The 17,668-nt window shown below is 56.1% G+C and carries 17 protein-coding genes and 1 pseudogene; 16 read left to right on the forward strand and 2 right to left on the reverse strand.

Annotated elements, in window-relative coordinates; translation table 11 throughout:
- From GXP58_09020 to GXP58_09075, 12 genes and pseudogenes are all read left to right on the forward strand, one after another.
- Nucleotides 1-788: hypothetical protein (locus GXP58_09020; protein ID NOY53746.1), on the forward strand; the 788-nt coding region annotated here is incomplete at its 5' end.
- Nucleotides 789-1,125: 337 nt separating this feature from the next.
- Nucleotides 1,126-1,281 (forward strand): annotated as a pseudogene (locus tag GXP58_09025) (type II toxin-antitoxin system Phd/YefM family antitoxin).
- Between the two features lie 204 nt (nt 1,282-1,485).
- Nucleotides 1,486-1,989: a hypothetical protein gene (locus GXP58_09030; protein ID NOY53747.1), complete on the forward strand. Its 504-nt coding sequence runs from the start codon at nt 1,486-1,488 to the stop codon at nt 1,987-1,989.
- A 58-nt stretch (nt 1,990-2,047) separates the two neighbouring features.
- Nucleotides 2,048-2,704 (forward strand): PHP domain-containing protein, encoded by a 657-nt coding sequence (locus GXP58_09035; protein NOY53748.1) that lies wholly within the window; start codon nt 2,048-2,050, stop codon nt 2,702-2,704.
- Nucleotides 2,705-2,861: 157 nt separating this feature from the next.
- Nucleotides 2,862-3,761: a lipoyl synthase gene (lipA, locus tag GXP58_09040; GenBank protein NOY53749.1), complete on the forward strand. Its 900-nt coding sequence runs from the start codon at nt 2,862-2,864 to the stop codon at nt 3,759-3,761.
- A gap of 12 nt (nt 3,762-3,773) precedes the next feature.
- On the forward strand, nt 3,774-4,943 hold the full coding sequence (gene alaC, locus GXP58_09045; protein ID NOY53750.1) for an alanine transaminase: 1,170 nt from the start codon (nt 3,774-3,776) through the stop codon (nt 4,941-4,943).
- Between the two features lie 34 nt (nt 4,944-4,977).
- Complete coding sequence (locus GXP58_09050; protein ID NOY53751.1) at nt 4,978-6,297, forward strand: homoserine dehydrogenase; 1,320 nt, start codon at nt 4,978-4,980, stop codon at nt 6,295-6,297.
- A 111-nt stretch (nt 6,298-6,408) separates the two neighbouring features.
- Nucleotides 6,409-7,467: a threonine synthase gene (locus tag GXP58_09055; protein ID NOY53752.1), complete on the forward strand. Its 1,059-nt coding sequence runs from the start codon at nt 6,409-6,411 to the stop codon at nt 7,465-7,467.
- Between the two features lie 44 nt (nt 7,468-7,511).
- On the forward strand, nt 7,512-8,699 hold the full coding sequence (locus GXP58_09060) for a cofactor-independent phosphoglycerate mutase (protein NOY53753.1): 1,188 nt from the start codon (nt 7,512-7,514) through the stop codon (nt 8,697-8,699).
- A gap of 1 nt (nt 8,700) precedes the next feature.
- Nucleotides 8,701-9,954, forward strand: coding sequence for an aspartate kinase (locus GXP58_09065; protein ID NOY53754.1), 1,254 nt, complete (start codon nt 8,701-8,703; stop codon nt 9,952-9,954).
- A gap of 169 nt (nt 9,955-10,123) precedes the next feature.
- The gene (locus GXP58_09070) at nt 10,124-11,692 is read left to right on the forward strand and encodes a citramalate synthase (GenBank protein ID NOY53755.1); all 1,569 of its coding nucleotides are present in this window, start codon (nt 10,124-10,126) and stop codon (nt 11,690-11,692) included.
- Nucleotides 11,689-12,120 (forward strand): SoxR reducing system RseC family protein, encoded by a 432-nt coding sequence (locus GXP58_09075; protein NOY53756.1) that lies wholly within the window; start codon nt 11,689-11,691, stop codon nt 12,118-12,120. Before GXP58_09070 ends, GXP58_09075 begins: the two co-directional genes overlap by 4 nt.
- Nucleotides 12,121-12,180: 60 nt before the next feature.
- Here GXP58_09075 and GXP58_09080 read toward each other — a convergent pair whose 3' ends face one another.
- On the reverse strand, nt 12,181-12,372 hold the full coding sequence (locus GXP58_09080) for a DUF2065 domain-containing protein (GenBank protein NOY53757.1): 192 nt from the start codon (nt 12,370-12,372) through the stop codon (nt 12,181-12,183).
- A 1-nt stretch (nt 12,373) separates the two neighbouring features.
- Nucleotides 12,374-12,997, reverse strand: a complete 624-nt coding sequence (locus tag GXP58_09085) for a hypothetical protein (GenBank protein NOY53758.1) — start codon at nt 12,995-12,997, stop codon at nt 12,374-12,376.
- A 282-nt stretch (nt 12,998-13,279) separates the two neighbouring features.
- Between GXP58_09085 and GXP58_09090 the strand changes: the two genes are divergently transcribed.
- The 4 genes from GXP58_09090 (at nt 13,280) to GXP58_09105 (ending at nt 17,644) form a co-directional block, all read left to right on the forward strand.
- Nucleotides 13,280-13,834 carry a DUF366 family protein gene (locus tag GXP58_09090; GenBank protein NOY53759.1) on the forward strand — a complete coding sequence of 185 codons (555 nt, stop codon included), beginning with the start codon at nt 13,280-13,282 and terminating at the stop codon, nt 13,832-13,834.
- Entirely contained in the window at nt 13,834-14,583 is a 750-nt protein-coding gene (locus tag GXP58_09095; protein ID NOY53760.1) for a 7-carboxy-7-deazaguanine synthase QueE, read from the forward strand. Before GXP58_09090 ends, GXP58_09095 begins: the two co-directional genes overlap by 1 nt.
- Nucleotides 14,584-14,585: 2 nt before the next feature.
- The gene (mnmA, locus tag GXP58_09100) at nt 14,586-15,683 is read left to right on the forward strand and encodes a tRNA 2-thiouridine(34) synthase MnmA (GenBank protein NOY53761.1); all 1,098 of its coding nucleotides are present in this window, start codon (nt 14,586-14,588) and stop codon (nt 15,681-15,683) included.
- 233 nt (nt 15,684-15,916) lie between these two features.
- On the forward strand, nt 15,917-17,644 hold the full coding sequence (locus GXP58_09105) for an ATP-binding protein (GenBank protein ID NOY53762.1): 1,728 nt from the start codon (nt 15,917-15,919) through the stop codon (nt 17,642-17,644).
- Nucleotides 17,645-17,668 lie beyond the last annotated feature (24 nt).

Raw genomic sequence — 17,668 nt, forward strand, 5'->3', positions numbered from 1 at the left:
TCGGCGTTGTTCCCTATCGTCGGGGAGAGTTGGAGGAGGGGTGGAAGGTTTTTCAGAAACGGATGGGAATATCCCATTATATCGGCAGTCGTTATCTCTTCATACTCGCACCCAATAAGCAATCCGTCTATCCCGAATATCTTCCCTCCGGCATAGGGGAAAGGGGCGGGATCACCCGGGGAGACCAGCTATCGAAGATGCTCCGGAGAAACGGCGCTGCTGCATCATTCCTTGATCTGCGTCCTCTCCTGCGACAGGCGAAAAAGAAATATAGCCGCCTTTATCTCAAAACCGATACGCACTGGAACCAGCGGGGGGCCTTTCTTGCCTACCGTGCGGTAGTGGAAAAGCTGCAAGGGAATCATTCGGAACCGGTTTTACTCGACGAGAGTGCTTTAAGAATCCGGCGGGGACCCTCAAAACGGGGCGACCTAGCAGAGATGATGGGGGTAAAACCCTTTCTTCGGGAAGAGACACTCTTTCTCTCTGTGAAGTCCCCATCCGCCCGGCGGGACGATGATCTGGCAAACTTCCTGAAAAGATATGACAAGCGCTATTCCGTAAAGTATAAACGACCCATTGCAAACATAAACCCCGATGGGCATTTAAACGTGGTCCTCTTCCGCGACTCCTTCTCCTCCGATATGATTCCCTATTACGCAGAGAGTTTTCACCGGATGGTGATCTACTACGAACCGTTCAACACCCGCCTCCTCTACGAACTGGTGACACAGGGGAAATTTCATCCGGATCTGATTATCGAGGAACTGATTGAACGGAGTTTGTAAGGAGGGCGAGGAAAGTGGGGTCGGACCATGGGAACTGTTTGAGATCACATAGTTTTTGTTGAAATTCCGATCGGTTCTTAGTTTTAGGACGGCCATTTTGCCTATGAAATTGATGGGCCAAGGAAAGGCAGGATCGGTGGCGATGGCAAACAGACATTGAAAGAAAGGGCATCGACGCTCTTTTGTAATAAAAGCAATAAATAGCATCTGGATTTCCTCCAATTTTTTCGTGGTGATTATGGATCAAAAAGTATCGACTGTGGGTTTGGGTGATCCGGTTGGTTTTGCCGGAGACTCGGTCCGGATATTGTTGACGTAAGGTCTTTTTTTGCACCATCGTCCCGAAATCTTTCCCCAGAACGGGGAGCCGAGGGTGGTCCTCCAGGCTCCTAAAAGTTTTGAGCGTATGAGGAATGCCATGGGTATTTCTAAGCTGATTGCACAGGGTGAGAAGGATGTGAGAAATGGAAACACGTCATTGCAAAAAGAATAAAAAGAATCGTGGATGGAGAATATGAGGCAGGTCAAAGGCAGAAGCCAAAAGGCGATTGACCACCTGTCTGCCGCTCAACAGCGCAAGCATGGTGTACAGGCCGGTGGGGATCTACGGGGAATAATGAGGCATGACCTAACATCCCGGTTTTTCCGGGGGGGCGGAAGTTACGAATCGTTGATTCTTTAGGAATAGGTAAAGACCATGACGGAAAGTTATTCGGACGAGCAAGTCCGGGAATACCTGAAAAAAGTTGAAGCGGATATTGCGGGAGGGCGGATCGACTCCGAGACCTTCCGCAACGATTTTTCACTGCACCAGGCCGAGGTGCGGAAGTTCGATTTTGATATTGATGCGGAGGAGGTGCGTGTTGATTTCCTCTGCCGGGATTGGCTGAAGGCGAACTCAGGAACGGTCAATCCTTTCCTGCCGCACCGGATCGTTTTCCGGGATGTGGTGCAGATCTATTACCGGAACCGGGTGGAGCGGGATCGATTGCGGATTTTCGACCTGGCTCCTTTGTCTGTTTCGGAACGGCTCTTGGAAGCGAAGGACCTCTACCAGTACCGGGTCGATTCCGGGAAGAAGCCGATCGCCCTGGAAGTCGATATGCCCCTCGAGGATACGGAACTGGCGATCCTCTGCTCCGAATTCGATGTTTATGTGGGGGATTCCGTTGTAACGGTTATTCCCGGTTTCCCGGCCTGATTTTCCTCCCTCTCCCCCCCATCGGAAAAGTATGCTATGATAATCCCTGAGGTGTTCCTTGAAGCTCAAGTGTGATTTTCATCTTCATACCGGTTCCGATCCCTGTGACCGGATCTTTTATTCCGACCGGGAGATCATCGATCTTGCCTGCGGGAAGGGCTACGATGTTCTCTCCATCACGAATCACGGGGTGGTGACTTTCAGCGATGAACTCCGGGACTATGCCGGGGAGCGGGGGATTCTCCTGATCCCGGGGATGGAACTTCCGGTAGAGGAGAAGCATGTCCTTTTGATCAATGCGAGACCGGAGCATCAGTCGATCCGGACTTTCGGGGAGCTCCGGGAGGCGAAGGAATCGAGCTTTCTTATCATTGCTCCCCATCCGTTTTTCCCGAAATCTTCCTGTCTCAACGGCCGGTTCATGCGGAATCGGGATCTCTTCGATGCAGTGGAATACTCGCACTTCTATCACCCGCTACTCAATTTCAACCGGAAGGCGGAGCGGATCTGCCGGGACTACGGGGTTCCGATGATCGGCTCCTCCGATACCCATCTGCTCCGCCAGTTCGACAGTACCTCGACGATCGTCGAGGCCGAGAAGACGGTCTTGTCGATCGTTCAGGCCATCCGTGCCGGACGGACGGAGGTCGTCACGAAGCCGCTGTCCTTCTGGAAGATGTTCCGTATCTGGTATCACTTTGAACGGTTGAAGTGATCCCGGAAAGAATGGACCGGTTCGTCTGCATCATGGATCTTTGCTCCCTCCTTGCAGTGCAGATCCTTCATATTTCGTTTGACTTGTAAAAAAAATAAGTGATATATTTAATTTTTAACCAATATCAAAGGGTTAGGCAGCGTTTCAGGGAGGATTCATGACCGTTCAGCGTCTGCCGGACTGGGTGACCAACCGGGCCGGTACGAGTGAAGCCACGCATCAAGTCAAGCGGATCTTGCGAGCCAAAGGGTTGCATACGGTCTGTGAATCGGCGCTCTGCCCCAACCAGGGGGAGTGTTTCGCAAGGGAGACAGCGACCTTTATGATTTTAGGGGATCACTGTACACGGGACTGCGCTTTTTGTGCCGTCGGGCATGAGCGGCCGGGGACCCTCGATGCGGAAGAGCCGATGAAGATTGCTGCGGCGGTTCGTGAACTACACCTGAAACACGTTGTGATTACCTCGGTGACCCGGGATGACCTTTCCGACGGCGGGAGTCTGCACTTTTCTGAAACGGTCCGTGTCGTGAAAAGTGAGGTGCCGGGCGTCACGGTGGAGATCCTGACCCCCGATTTCGGGGGAGACCGGGAGGCGATCCGGGTGGCGGCCGTGTCCGGTGCGGATATCTACAACCATAATGTGGAGACGGTCCCGCGTCTCTATCCCGAGGTCCGTAGTCGTGCCGATTACCGCAGATCCCTGGATCTTCTTTTTTATGTCAAATGGTGTGCTACGGAGCTGCCGACCAAGTCGGGTTTCATGCTGGGGTTCGGGGAACAACCGGATGAGGTTATCTCAGTGATGCGGGACCTGCGGGATGTGGGATGCGAGATCCTGACCATAGGACAGTATCTGCGGCCCCGGAAAAAGAATGTTCCTGTGGTGGAGTATGTTCCGCAGGAACGGTTCGCCGAATATGAGCGGATCGGTTATGAACTTGGTTTCCAAGTTGTGATGTCGGGACCCCTGGTGCGGAGTTCTTTCCATGCCGACGAAGCGATGACCGTCCTCGGCAAGACCCCGCAACTCTTCAACAAAGGGCAGCACACGGAATAGAGGAGAAATCCCTTGGAATTTGTCTTTCGAAGAATTGATCGAATGCCTCCCTACGTTTTCGCCATTGTCAATGACCTGAAGATGAAGGCCCGTCGACGCGGAGAAGATGTGATTGACCTGGGGATGGGAAACCCTGATCAGGCGACCCCCCCCCATATTGTCGAGAAGCTGACGGAAGCCGCCCGGCAGGCGAAGAATCACCGCTATTCCGCCTCCCGGGGGATCCCCAAACTTCGTTCAGCCATTACGGACTGGTACAAGGAGAAGTATGACGTCGATCTCGATCCCGAAACGGAGGCCATTGCCACCATCGGGTCGAAGGAAGGGATCTCCCACCTTGCCCTTGCCCTGGTCGGTCCGGGGGATGCCGTGCTGGTGCCGAACCCGACCTATCCGATTCATGCCTACAGCGTGATTATCGCCAACGGCGATGTCCGCCATGTGCCCATGACCCTGGACGGTGACTTCTTTCTTGAATTGAGCGAGGCCTACAAGCAGACCTGGCCGCGGCCCAAGGTGATGATGCTGAATTTTCCCCACAATCCGACGACGCGGGTGGTGGAGCTTTCTTTTTTCGAGAAGGTGGTGGAGTTTGCCAAGGAAAATAATGTAATCGTCATCCATGACCTGGCCTATTCCGAACTGGTCTATGACGGTTACAAGGCGCCGAGCTTTCTGCAGGTGCCGGGGGCGAAAGATGTGGGGGTTGAGTTTACCAGTCTTTCAAAATCGTACAACATGCCGGGCTGGCGCGTCGGATTTGCCACGGGCAACCGGGAGATCATTGCCGCCCTGACCCGGATGAAGAGTTATCTCGACTACGGGATGTTTCAGCCGATCCAGATTGCGGCGATCATTGCCCTTAAAGGGCCCCAGGACTGCGTGAAGGAGATCGTTGAGATGTACCGATCCCGTCGGGACACCCTCTGTGAAGGGTTGACCCGGATCGGATGGGAGGTGGAAAAACCGAAGGCGACGATGTTCGTCTGGGCGCAGATTCCGGAGAAATACCGTGCCATGGGATCTCTGGAGTTCTCCAAGATGCTCATGGAAAAGGCCAGGGTGGCGGTCTCTCCGGGGATCGGTTTCGGGGAGTATGGCGACGAATTCGTCCGTTTTGCCCTGGTGGAGAATGAACACCGGACCCGTCAGGCGGTGCGGGGGATTCGAGCGATCTTTTGACAGGGTGCAATCCGTTTTCAATGGGACAACGCAAATGAAAAAGATTGCAATCGGGCTTTTCGGATTCGGGACCATCGGTACGGGGGTGGCACAGGTCCTCGAAGAGAATCGTGAGGTGATTTCGCGCCGTCTCGGCGCCGAACTCTTCCTGAAGAAGATTGTCGATCTTGATATTGAGACCGACCGGGGCATGACCCTGGACCGGAAGATTCTCTCCACAAACAGCGAAGAGATCCTAAACGATCCGGAAATATCCATCGTGATCGAGCTGATCGGGGGAACCGGGGCGGCAAAGAAGGTTGTGGAAGCGGCCCTTTCCGCCGGGAAGCATGTGGTGACGGCCAACAAGGCGCTACTGGCCATTCACGGGGAAGAACTCTGCAAAAAGGCGCGACAACAGGGCGTGAAAATCTGCTACGAGGCGAGCGTGGGAGGAGGGATCCCGATTCTTCGTACGTTAAAAGAGGGACTCCCGGCGAACCGGATCGAGTCGATCTACGGAATTGTGAACGGTACGGCAAACTATATCCTGACGAAGATGACCGAAGAAGGGGAAGCCTTCGACAAGGTCCTGAAGGAGGCGATGGACCGCGGCTATGCCGAGGCGGATCCGACCTACGATGTGGAAGGGATCGACTCGGCCCACAAACTGGCGATTCTGGCGTCCCTTGCCTTCGGGACACCCGTCCCCTTCGATCAGGTTTACACGGAAGGGATTTCACGGATTACTCCCCTCGATATTGAATATGCCAGGGGATTTGGATACAAGATCAAGCTGTTGGGAATTACCAAGGCCTCCGATAATTCCATCGAGGTCCGGGTTCATCCGACAATGATTCCCGAGAGTACCCTGCTGGCCCAGGTGAATGGTGTCCTCAATGCGATCTATGTGAATGGGAATGCCGTGGGGCCGACCCTCTACTACGGCAAGGGGGCCGGGGCACTGCCGACGGCGAGCGCCGTGGTGGGCGACCTGATGGAGATTGCCCGGGACCTTCTGTATGGCGGTGTCGAACGTGTTCCCCTGGAATCCTTTCCGGAGGAATATCGGAAACCTGTGGTTGTGCGGGCCATGAACGAAGTGAGGACGAGATATTTTCTCCGCTTCTCCACGGCGGACCGCCCCGGAGTGCTTTCGAAGATTTCCGGGATCCTGGCTGATTTCGGGATCAGTATCTCTTCGGTGATTCAGACGGGTCGTAAATCCGACGGGCCGGTCCCGATCGTCATGGTGACCCACATGGCCCGGGAACGGAATGTAAAGGAGGCCCTGGCCCGGATCGATGCCCTGGCGATGACGGAGGGGGAGACGGTGCTGATCCGGATTGAGGATCAAAATGGGGGAGAGGAATAGAAAAAAGGGGCAGGCACAAAGCAAAGTCAAAAACGCAAAGCATTCACCATAGAGACGATTAAGAATGAAAAAGCTGACTGCTGAAAGCTAAAATCATAAGGAGTGTAACGGTTGAAACGTTGGCGAGGAGTGATTGAAGAGTACCGTGAATTTTTGTCCGTGACGGATACGACCCCGGTGGTGACCCTGCTGGAAGGGGATACGCCGCTTATTCATGCGAAGCGGCTGGCCGAGGCAATCCATCCGGATCTTTCGATCTATCTGAAATACGATGGGGCGAATCCGACGGGGTCTTTCAAGGACCGGGGGATGACCATGGCGATCTCCAAGGCGGTGGAGGCCGGGGCGAAGGCCGTGATCTGTGCTTCCACAGGAAACACTTCCGCCGCTGCCGCGGCCTATGCGGCATGCTGCGGGATTCGGGCCTTTGTCCTGATCCCCGAGGGGAAGATCGCCCTGGGAAAACTCTCCCAGGCGATGATGCACGGGGCGAAGGTCCTCCAGATCCGGGGCAATTTTGATGAGGCACTGAACATCGTCCGGGAGGTCTCGGCACACTATCCGATCACCCTGGTGAACTCCATTAACCCTTACCGGATTGAGGGACAGACCACCGCCGCCTACGAGGTCTGCGACCAGCTGGGCGGTCCTCCTGATTATCATGCGCTTCCCGTGGGGAATGCCGGGAACATCACGGCCTACTGGAAGGGGTATCGCAACTATCGGGAGGCGGGGAGAATCGACCGGTTGCCGAGGATGATCGGTTTTCAGGCGGCAGGGGCGGCACCGATCGTCCTGGGCCACCCCGTGGAGCACCCGGAGACGGTGGCCACGGCGATCCGGATCGGGAATCCCGCTTCGTGGAAATTCGCCGAAGCGGCGGCGGTGGAGTCCGAGGGGAAGATCGACTGCGTGACGGATGAGGAGATCCTGAGTGCCTACCGGATGATCGCCTCCCTGGAAGGGATCTTCTGCGAACCGGCCTCGGCCGCCTCGGTGGCGGGTGTGATCAAGCGGAACAGGGAGGTCGGTTTTGAGAAAGGGAGTACCATTGTCTGTACCCTGACCGGCCACGGGCTCAAGGACCCCGATACGGCGATCTCCGTTTCGGAGAAGCCGGTTACCGTCCGGGCCGCAATTGATGAAGTGATCGAGGTGCTGGGATACTGATCGGGTGCTCCTCAGGATTCCGCTTGAGGACCCCGGAGGAAATGATGAAATATATTGTATTGTTAGGCGACGGGATGGCGGATCGGCCCCTGAAAGAATTCGGGGGGAAAACGCCTCTGCAGGTTGCCGAAACACCGAATATGGACCGTCTTGCCGCAGGCGGGGAGATGGGACTGGTACGGACCGTTCCGGATTCGTTTACGCCCGGAAGCGATGTGGCCAACCTTTCCGTACTCGGATATGATCCGGTACGTTACTTCTCCGGACGGGCTCCCCTCGAGGCGGCGAGCATGGGGGTGGAACTGGGGCCGGCGGATGTTGCCTTCCGGTGCAACCTGGTGACCCTGCAGGATGACAAAATGGCCGATTTCAGTGCCGGTCACATCAGCACCGGGGAGGCGGAAGGGTTGATCCGGGCGGTGGATGCCGAGCTTTCCGATGCGGAGATTTCGTTCTATCCCGGTGTCAGCTATCGTCATCTCATGGTCTGGCGAGGGGGGAAGACCGGGGCGGTCTGCACCCCGCCCCATGATATCAGCGGACAGCCGGTGCGGGAATATCTTCCGCGAGGGACCGGTTCGGAACGGCTGAACGATCTGATGCTTTGCTCCCGGAGTGTGCTGGCGGATCATCCCGTCAATCAGAACCGGGTCCTGCATGGGGATGCTCCCGCCAATTCGATCTGGCTCTGGGGGCAGGGGAATCGTCCCTCTTTGCCCACGTTTCAGGAAAAATACGGGGTGACGGGGGGGGTGATCTCTGCGGTGGACCTGATGAAGGGGATCGCGATCTATGCGGGGCTGAAAGCGGTCCATGTTCCCGGGGCCACCGGCTATTTTGACACCAATTTCCGGGGGAAGGCCCTGGCCGCGCTGGATCTGCTGGCCGAGGATGATTTTGTCTATCTCCATGTGGAAGCGGCTGACGAAGCCGGGCACATCGGGGATGCCGGGGAAAAGGTCCGGGCGATCGAAAACTTTGATCAACGGGTCGTCGGGGAACTTTTGCAGGGGTTGCCGAAACTCGGCGATTTCCGGATTCTGCTTCTGCCCGATCATCCGACGCCGATCGGAATCCGGACGCACAGCAGCGATCCGGCCCCCTTCGTTCTCTATGACAGCCGCAATATCCGGGAATCGGGTCGGCGCTATGATGAGGAGACCGCTGCAAAAGCCGGTCGGCTTGTGGATCCGGGCTATCAAATTATGGACCTTTTGATCAGGGAAGTGTAACGTGGGGTTGATCGTTCAGAAATACGGGGGTACTTCGGTCCGGGATGTCGACCGGATCCGCCATGTGGCCGGGAGAGTCGCCGGTGTCAAGAAGGCCGGCCATGATGTGATTGTCGTTGTTTCCGCGATGGCGGGAGAGACGAACAAGCTCGTGGGATGGGCCAATGAACTGACCGATCTTCCCGATGAACGGGAGTTTGATCTCCTCCTCTCCTCGGGGGAACGGATCACGAGCGCCCTTCTGGCGATTGCACTGCAAACGATCGGGTGTGCAGCAGAATCCTTTACGGGTCGTCAGGCGGGGATTATCACCGACTTCGCCCATGGGCGGGCGAGGATTTCCCGGATTACGGGGGAACGGATTCGGGCGGCCCTGGACAAAGGTAAGATTGCCGTGGTGGCGGGATTCCAGGGGATTGATGAGAAGTCCGATGTCTCCACCCTCGGCCGGGGAGGCTCCGATACCTCCGCCGTGGCTCTGGCTGCCGCCCTCGGCGCGGACCTTTGTGAGATCTATACCGATGTGGACGGGGTCTATACCACGGATCCCAATATTGTTTCCGAGGCACGAAAGCTGGATCGAATCTCCTATGATGAGATGCTGGAACTGGCCAGCCTCGGTGCCAGGGTTCTCCAGACGCGCTCGGTGGAATTGGCGAAGAAGTTCAACGTACCGGTCATGGTCCGTTCCAGTTTTAATGAACATGCGGGGACTCTGGTCTCCAAAGAGGAGAAAGAAATGGAAGATGTGGTCGTCTCCGGGATTGCCTTCAACAAGAACGAAGCCAAGGTCTCCGCCATCGGAATTCCCGACCGGCCCGGTGTGGCGATGCGGATCTTCCGGACCCTGTCCGCTGCAGGAATCCTTGTCGATATGATCGTTCAGAACATCGGCAGGGACGGGATGGCCGATCTGACCTTCACCGTCTCCAAGGAAGATCTTCCGAAGGCGCAGAAGATCATGGGGGAGTTGGAGAATGAACTGGGCATGGAGGAGATTCATGTCGATGACGATATTGTTAAGGTGGCCATTGTCGGGGTGGGGATGCGTTCCCATACGGGGGTGGCGGCGAAGATGTTTGAATGTCTGGCCGATGCCGGTGTGAATATCGAGATGATCAGTACCTCGGAGATCAAGGTCTCCTGTATTATCAATGCAAAATATTTTGAGCTGGCCGTCCGGGAGCTCCATAAAGCCTTCGGATTAGAGAAGGGGGAAATCCACCACGAACGGAAGCACCCCATCCAGCCCTGACCTTTTTCAATGCCTTCAAGGAATGATGGTGTCGTAAAAAGTCACGAAGCCCTTCGACAAGCTCAGGGCGAACGGTGTAAGTGATTGATATTCCGTTCGTGGTGAGCTTGTCGAACCATGAACGGAATCCGGAAAACGACTTTTTACGAGAGCATCAAGGAATGAACGGATGAATGCTGTGACCCTCTACGATACCACCCTCCGGGACGGGACCCAGGCGGAAGATGTCTCTCTTTCCGTGCATGACAAACTACGGATCACGGAACAGCTTGACGCCTTCGGGATCCACTATATCGAAGGAGGGTGGCCGGGCTCAAACCCGAAGGATATCGACTATTTCCGGGAGGTGCAGGGGCTTGATCTGAAACGATCCCGGATCGTCGCCTTCGGCAGCACGCGGCGGGGCGGCATTACCCCGGGTCGGGATACCAATCTCCGGGCGATCATGAAGTCGGGCGTGCAGGTGGCGACCATTTTCGGAAAGTCCTGGGACCTCCATGTGAAACATGCCCTCCATGTATCGCAGAAGGAAAACCTTGCCATGATCCGGGAGTCGGTGGCCTATCTGAAGAAACGCCTCGACGAGGTCATCTACGATGCCGAACATTTTTTCGACGGTTACAAGGCCAATCCGGACTATGCGCTGCAGACGCTGGAAGCGGCGGAAGCCGGCGGGGCGGACCGGATCATCCTCTGCGATACCAACGGCGGGGCTCTTCCCTTCGAGATCGGGGGGGTCATGGACCGGGTGCGGCAGCGTATTTCCACGCCTCTCGGTATCCATGCGCACAACGATGCGGAGATGGCCGTGGCCAACTCCATTATGGCCGTCCGGCACGGAGCCGTCCAGGTCCATGGGACCATCAACGGATACGGGGAACGGTGCGGGAATGCGAATCTCTGTTCCCTCATTCCGAACCTGGTGTTGAAACTGAAAGTCTCCTGTGTAACGAAGCAGGACCTGGCGAAACTTCGGGATCTTTCGCGTTACGTGGCGGAGATTGCCAACCTGCCGCACAGTAAACGCTTCCCCTATGTGGGGGATTCCGCCTTTGCACACAAAGCGGGTATCCATGTCAGCGCCGTCCGGAAGTTGGCCGAGACTTACGAACATGTGCATCCTGAATGGGTCGGGAACCACCGGCGGGTCCTGGTCTCCGACCTGTCCGGGAGGAGCAACATTCTCTACAAGGCCCGGAAGTACGGCATTGACGTGGAGGGGCGTTCCAAAGAGGTGAAAAGGATCGTCCGGCAGTTGAAGCAGTTGGAAAACGAAGGGTTCCAGTTTGAAGGGGCGGAAGGCTCCTTCGAGGTCCTGATGCGGAAGGCCCTCGGCAAGGGGAAACGCTATTTCGATCTTCTCGGCTTCCGGGTTATCAACGAAAAGCGGGGGGAGGCCCCGACCGATTGCGAAGCGACGATTATGATGCGGGGACCCGACGGCCGGGTGGTACATGAGGCCGCCGTGGGAAACGGTCCGGTCAATGCCCTCGATCAGGCCCTGCGGAAGGCGCTTTATGCATTCTACCCGGAATTGAAAGAGGTGCGTCTCTCCGACTACAAGGTCCGGGTTCTGACGGAGAAGAGCGGGACCTCCGCCAACGTTCGGGTTCTTACCGAATCCTGCGACGGGGCCGACTGCTGGGGAACCGTGGGGGTTTCCGAGAATGTCATTGAGGCATCGTGGCAGGCGCTGGTGGACAGCCTGGTGTATAAGCTGATGAAAGACAAGCGATGATCGAAGAAATCGGTGTTGTTGTCTCTGTGGAGGGGACGAAGGCGACGGTCCGTACGGAACGGAGTCATGCCTGTGAAGGGTGTGCGTCCGCCGGATTCTGTAACCTCTCCGAAGGAGAGGGGGCCGTTACGGTGGTGGCGAAAAATCCTCTCGAAGCTTCCGTGGGACAGACCGTCCGCGTGGCGATCCCGACGGAAAGCTTTCTTTCGGGCACCTTTTTCCTCTACCTGTTCCCCCTGATCGGGCTCTTCGCCGGAATGGCCGCAGGAATTTACTTCTCCGGGATCTTTTCCTTGAAAGCACGGGACCCGGCGGCGGCCTCCGGGGCACTCATCGGGCTTGTTCTCTTCTTTCTTCTTCAGCGACTCTTCAATCAGCGGATTTCCGGGAGTCCCCGTTTTCAGCCTGCCATTGTTGAAATTTTTTAGCCCGTCATTTGTCGGTTTTTGTTTTCGGATTTCTGATGTCCGGTTCCGAATCTCCGATTTCTAAAAGAAGTGCCTTGCCAGGTAGATGAGGAGGAGTCCTGCGCCGAGGGTCAGAAAACCGAAGGTGCGAATCGCGCTGTCCGGGAATTGCGGGAGGCGTGAGGCAAGATCTTTGACCTGCCGGGGGAATGTAAAGTAGGAGAGCCCTTCGATAATCATGGCAAGTCCGAGGGCGGAAAGAAAGAGTTCCATCTTAATCGGCGTATACCGTGACGATGAGGGAACCATTTGTAATACGGACATCCTTGATCGTCCGGACTTCCTTCTTGAAAGGGTTTAAATCCAGTGCATTGAGAAAGTTCGGAATGAGGCCCGGAGGGATATGCAATTTCCCCAGGATGACGCGCTCCAGGTCAAAGTAAACCCGGTCGGAACGAAGAGTCGGACGGGTGTAGATGCGAAAGGTAATGGTGATCTTCTCGAAGTTCCGCAAAAGCGAAAAAGGAAATGATCGGGCAAATGATTTGCCGGCAAAGGGACGGAAGAGGCCGGAAAAAATGATCCTGTTTTTTTGCAGGGTTCCCCGAATGGTTGTAACTTGTTCGTTTCTGAGCTTTTCCTGAAGCCAGGAGTTGATCTCCAACTGTGAAAAGGTGATGTCCCGAGTCTTCTGATAGTTGAAGGCCAGGGTTTCATCGATCAGCATCTTGGTGAATTTGGCCTGGCAGCTTTTTGCGGCTTCCGGTGAGGTTGGAGTGACTCGAATGGGAACCGTGGAAAAGACCTTCAGGGTGAGAAAGAGAACTCCGGCGATCAGACAGAAAAGAATGATGCCGACGAGGATGCCCGTGGGGGTTTTGTTTTTGCGAGCGACCATATTGTCCCGGATGCAAAAGTGACGGATTTATACCTGTCCCGTGATGTTTCATGACGCAACACAAGCCGTTGGATCTGTTGCCTCATTTGTCGCATAAGCTACAATAAGTGACGGACGAAAGTCAATCTCTTTCCTGTGAGCAAAGGTAGGCAGGGGGGGGTGGGATGGACAAGCTTCAAACCTGCTGTTCGGTGCCGGCCTTCCGGGAAAAAGTGATTTTCAACGGAACCGTTTCGGGGTATAGTAAAATGGTTTTCTGCGCGTATCCCCGAGGAGAAGGTGATGATTGCAAAATTTATTGAGGATGAGATCTGCTATACCGGCCGGGAATTGACCTCCCACTGGGCTTATCGCCGATTCGGCCTTTTGGGCGACAGTATCGTCGCCTTCCGTGGTCCCTGTGATCTTCCTGTAGAACGGATGGCCGACCTGGAGGATATCCTCTCCGATGCGCCGATCCACAGCACCCGGATGCTTCATTTCATTGTGGAACATTTCGGGATCTCCCTGGAAATCTCGATCCTGCGGCAGCGTCTGCTGATCTGTCTCATTGCGGAAGAACTGAACCGGGATGGTGCGGTAAGGGTGATCCGCAGGGGAGACGACCTTTATTCCGGGGAAGGAAAACTCTCCGTTTCTATTGCCGTACAGAGCCCCGTTTCCACGATGATCCATGCCGGTCTGAACGTGGTGACGGAAGGGACTCCCGTCAGGACCGCCGGTCTTTCGGAACTCGGTGTCGCTCCGGAAGGGTTGGCGGAAGAGATCCTTGTCCGTTACGGTGAGGAGATTGACGGGATTGCCCGTGCCCGGTGTAAGGTCAGGGGGGTTCCCTGATGGAGAGGGAGACCGTGTCGGTTATGGAGATCTTTACCTCCCTCCAGGGGGAAGGTCCGGAGTTGGGAGCTCGTCATCTCTTTGTCCGGTTTTACGGGTGTAACCGTAGATGTGTTTATTGCGACACGGAGGCGGCGCTGAAGCTTTCCGGTCCATGCCGAATCGAACAGACTCCGGGCCGGGGGGATTTTCGGGAGCGGCCCAATCCCCTGAACCTGGAGGAGGTCGCCCACCTGATCCTCTCCGGTTCGGTTCAGGCAGGGGGGATTGATGCACTGACGCTCACCGGTGGAGAGCCGTTGCTTTATGCCCCTTTTCTCCGGGAACTTCTCCCCCTGCTGGATCATCGTTTCCCCTGCCTGCTCGAAACCAACGGTCTTCTCTCTGATGCCCTGCAGTCGGTCCTTCCCTGGATCGATGTTGTTTCCATGGATGTGAAAATCCCTTCCGCCACCGGAGAGGCGGCCGACTGGGAGGGGCATCGACGTTTCCTTCAGACCGGGGGGGCGAAGATCGGTTATGTCAAGACGGTCCTCTCTCCGGACGTGAAAGAGGACGAACTCCACCTTCTGGCGGAACTGATCCGCTCCGGAGGCTGTCCACCCCTTGTCCTGCAGCCGGTGAGCGGCTCGGAGCGGGACCGTTCCTGGATTGAAAGGCTCTTTGATATACAGGCGGGTTTGCGGGAAGCGGGGATCGATTCAGTCCGCATCATTCCCCAGGTCCATAAGCTTCTTGGGGTGTTGTAGGGATGTCAAAGAAAGAAAAAGTTCTCGTCGCCATGAGCGGCGGTGTTGACAGTTCCGTGGCGGCGGCGCTCCTGAAAGATGCGGGGTACGATGTTGTGGGTGCAACCATGAAGATCTGGGATGAAGGAAGGGAGGGAACCTTCGAGAATCCCCGGATCTGCTGCTCCCTCACCGCCGTGGAGGACGCACTGGCCGTCTGCGAATGCCTCGGAATTCCTTATCATATCCTTGAGTTCCAGGACTTTTTTCGTAAAGAGATCGTCGAGAACTTTTGTGCCGAATACCGGGCCGGACGAACGCCGAATCCCTGTGTTCTCTGCAACACGCTCCTCAAGTTTCATCACTTTCTGAAAGAGGCCGAAAGATTAGGCTGTGACCGGATCGCCACGGGCCACTATGCACGGATCGAGCATGACCCCGGATCCGGTTTTTACCGCCTGAGGAAGGGGCTCGACCCCGGCAAGGACCAGTCCTATTTTCTCTACGGCGTGACTCAGGAGATTCTTGCACGTCTTCTCTTTCCGGTTGGCGACTACCGAAAGACCGGGATCCGGGAACTGGCCGAAAAGTTTTCTCTTCCCGTGGCTGAGAAGGCGGAGAGTCAGGAGATCTGCTTTATTCCGGATAACGACTACACAGCCTTCCTCCATCGCCGGGATCCCGACGCCTTCCGGGAAGGGGAGATCCGGGATCGGCAGGGAAGACTCCTCGGCCGTCACGGCGGATATATGAATTTTACCGTGGGACAGCGGCGGGGACTGGGAGTCGCCCATCCCGTTCCGCTCTATGTTGTGGCGATCCGTCCCGAAGAAAATCTCGTTGTCGCGGGGGAGAAGAAGGACCTCTTGTCCCTGGAAGCGAAGGTCGTCTCCATCAACTGGGTTTCCGGTTTTCCCCCGGATTCAACGGCCCGGCTGACGGCGAAAATCCGCTACCGCCATCAGGGGGCAAAGGCCCGGATCGAGATCTCCGGAAATTCCGCGGCGACGTGCCGGGTGGTCTTTGACACACCCCAGGAGGCGATTACCCCGGGTCAGTCGATGGTTTTTTACGACGACGATATTGTCCTGGGCGGCGGGATCATTGATGAAGTAACCTGAATCCGGAGGTTTGATGCTCTGCTGACCTTATATAACGCATTACCGCATTCTTTTCAACGTGAAGTCGATGGACGGCGGGGGTTGCCGTAACCGGGCCGGGAAAAAACTTGTTTTCCAAATTTAATTAGGATAATATATTCCCAATTTTCAGATCTCTTCTCAGAAGAACTCACGAACGGCGGCAACGGCTCACTATGACAAGTGGGGAGCAGTACATTCAGGACGGTTTGCGAATGGTGCCGGAGGATCTCTATTCCGGCAGGAAGCAGGAACTTCAGACCCTTCTGAAGATGCTGACCGGTCTTCCCCGGGTGCCGGTGCAGAGTGCCGCGATCCTTGGTCCCGGTCGGGTGGGGACGAGCGAATTTCTCAAACGTCTCTACCTCGAACTCTTTCGCTCCGGTGGCGATGTCATTCCCTTCTATTATCGGTTTGAACGGATCTTTCATGATCCGCTCCATTTTGTCCGGGATTATCTGGCCTGCCTGATCCGGCAGTATTCAGCTTTTCAGTGCAATGATCCGTCACTTTTCGTTTCCGGTTCCCCTTGTTTCTCCTCCGTTCAGAAACTGGCCTATGGGCAGTCTGACAAAACCCTCGACCGGTTTTTCGAGGCTCTCGACGAGGCTTTCGAGGCGGACGACCGGGAAGCATGTCTTAAGGCCGCGCTTTATGCACCGGCCGTTCTCGCCGAGGGTGCCGGGAAATATGCCGTGATGATGGTTGATCATTTTCATCTCGCACTCCGGATGTCCTGGTCTGCCTGTCCGTCTCTGATGGAGCTTTATCCTGCGGTGATGGAGGTCCGCCGGGCACCGCATCTGATCACCGGTCTCTCCGGTCTTTTGCAACGGGATTTTTTAGGGATGGAATCAACGGCCGGTCTGATCCGCCGGATTCAAATGGATGTTCTGGATGAGGAAAGTGCCCTTGCGGCCTTCCTGCATCTGGCGGAGCGTTATCAGGTCAAGGCCGATCCCGAAGCGGTTCGGTGTGAATTGGCCCGCTTTCACGGGGTTCCCTACTACATGGTTTGCCTGATCCGGCGGGCACGGCAGCAGGGCCTTGCCCTCACTTCCGCAGAGGTGATCGGCGATCTTTATTTCCGGGAGATTGCCGGGGGGGAGATTGCCGCGTATTTTGAAGCCATTCTCAACCGTTCTTTCCGTGACCCCTTTGCCAAACGGGATGCCGTGCGGATCATGAATCTGCCCCCTCTCGCCGGGGGGAGCGTGCTGCGGATCGAGGAGGTGGCCAAACGGGTTTCGCTCGACCTCCAGCGGGTACGGGAATTGACGGAATCCCTGATCCAGGGAGGGCTGCTGGAAGGGGATTACGGGATGGTTCATCTCACGGCCGACCCGGTTCTGGCCGATTTTCTGAAAGCGGCGCAGCGATCCTGGCTGACCCGGACCGGTGAAGAATCGATTCGAAGGGAAATCCTGAAGGAATCGCCCGATGTGCCTATTCTGACGGAGTTGCAGGGGAACGAGGAGCCTGGGGGTTCCGGAGTCAAACGGGAGAAGATCTCCTTCGGCCTGGTCCTCCCGATGGTCTCCGAGACGGAGTTGGTGGCGGCCCGTGCATTGGAGCAGGTGGCGGAGCGGGTCGATTTTCCCGACGAGGAGATCGGCAAAATCCGGATGGCCCTTATCGAAGCCTGTATCAACTCTTTCGAGCACAGCGGAAGTTCCGATGGAAAAATCTATATCACCTTTACCCTGGACCGCGAGAAGTTGACCATCGTGGTGGAAGACAAGGGGCGTTCCTTTGATCCGAAGCGGGTCCCGGCGCCGGAACGGGTAACGACCCGGAAGGCCCCTTCCCGAAGGGGGTGGGGGATTGAACTGATCAAGAACCTCATGGATCGGGTGGAGTTTGATGACGTGGCGGTGGGGACGCGACTTCGGATGATCAAGTACCTGCCGAGGGATGCCGGTTTAAAGGCGGAGGCGGGATAGGAAAGATCAATATTGTTATTCCTC

Source organism: Deltaproteobacteria bacterium, assembly GCA_013151235.1.
In the GTDB taxonomy this organism is placed as follows: Bacteria; CG2-30-53-67; CG2-30-53-67; order CG2-30-53-67; family CG2-30-53-67; genus JAADIO01.

Excerpts from the sequence above, each read along its gene's own strand:
- GXP58_09050 (NOY53751.1), top strand. The coding sequence starts at position 4,978 with ATGAAAAAGATTGCAATCGGGCTTTTCGGATTCGGGACCATCGGTACG.
- lipA (NOY53749.1), top strand. The coding sequence starts at position 2,862 with ATGACCGTTCAGCGTCTGCCGGACTGGGTGACCAACCGGGCCGGTACG.
- mnmA (NOY53761.1), top strand. The coding sequence starts at position 14,586 with ATGTCAAAGAAAGAAAAAGTTCTCGTCGCCATGAGCGGCGGTGTTGAC.
- GXP58_09095 (NOY53760.1), top strand. The coding sequence starts at position 13,834 with ATGGAGAGGGAGACCGTGTCGGTTATGGAGATCTTTACCTCCCTCCAG.
- GXP58_09080 (NOY53757.1), bottom strand. The coding sequence starts at position 12,372 with ATGGAACTCTTTCTTTCCGCCCTCGGACTTGCCATGATTATCGAAGGG.
- GXP58_09075 (NOY53756.1), top strand. The coding sequence starts at position 11,689 with ATGATCGAAGAAATCGGTGTTGTTGTCTCTGTGGAGGGGACGAAGGCG.
- GXP58_09030 (NOY53747.1), top strand. The coding sequence starts at position 1,486 with ATGACGGAAAGTTATTCGGACGAGCAAGTCCGGGAATACCTGAAAAAA.
- GXP58_09060 (NOY53753.1), top strand. The coding sequence starts at position 7,512 with ATGAAATATATTGTATTGTTAGGCGACGGGATGGCGGATCGGCCCCTG.
- GXP58_09070 (NOY53755.1), top strand. The coding sequence starts at position 10,124 with ATGAATGCTGTGACCCTCTACGATACCACCCTCCGGGACGGGACCCAG.
- GXP58_09085 (NOY53758.1), bottom strand. The coding sequence starts at position 12,997 with ATGGTCGCTCGCAAAAACAAAACCCCCACGGGCATCCTCGTCGGCATC.
- GXP58_09090 (NOY53759.1), top strand. The coding sequence starts at position 13,280 with ATGATTGCAAAATTTATTGAGGATGAGATCTGCTATACCGGCCGGGAA.
- GXP58_09105 (NOY53762.1), top strand. The coding sequence starts at position 15,917 with ATGGTGCCGGAGGATCTCTATTCCGGCAGGAAGCAGGAACTTCAGACC.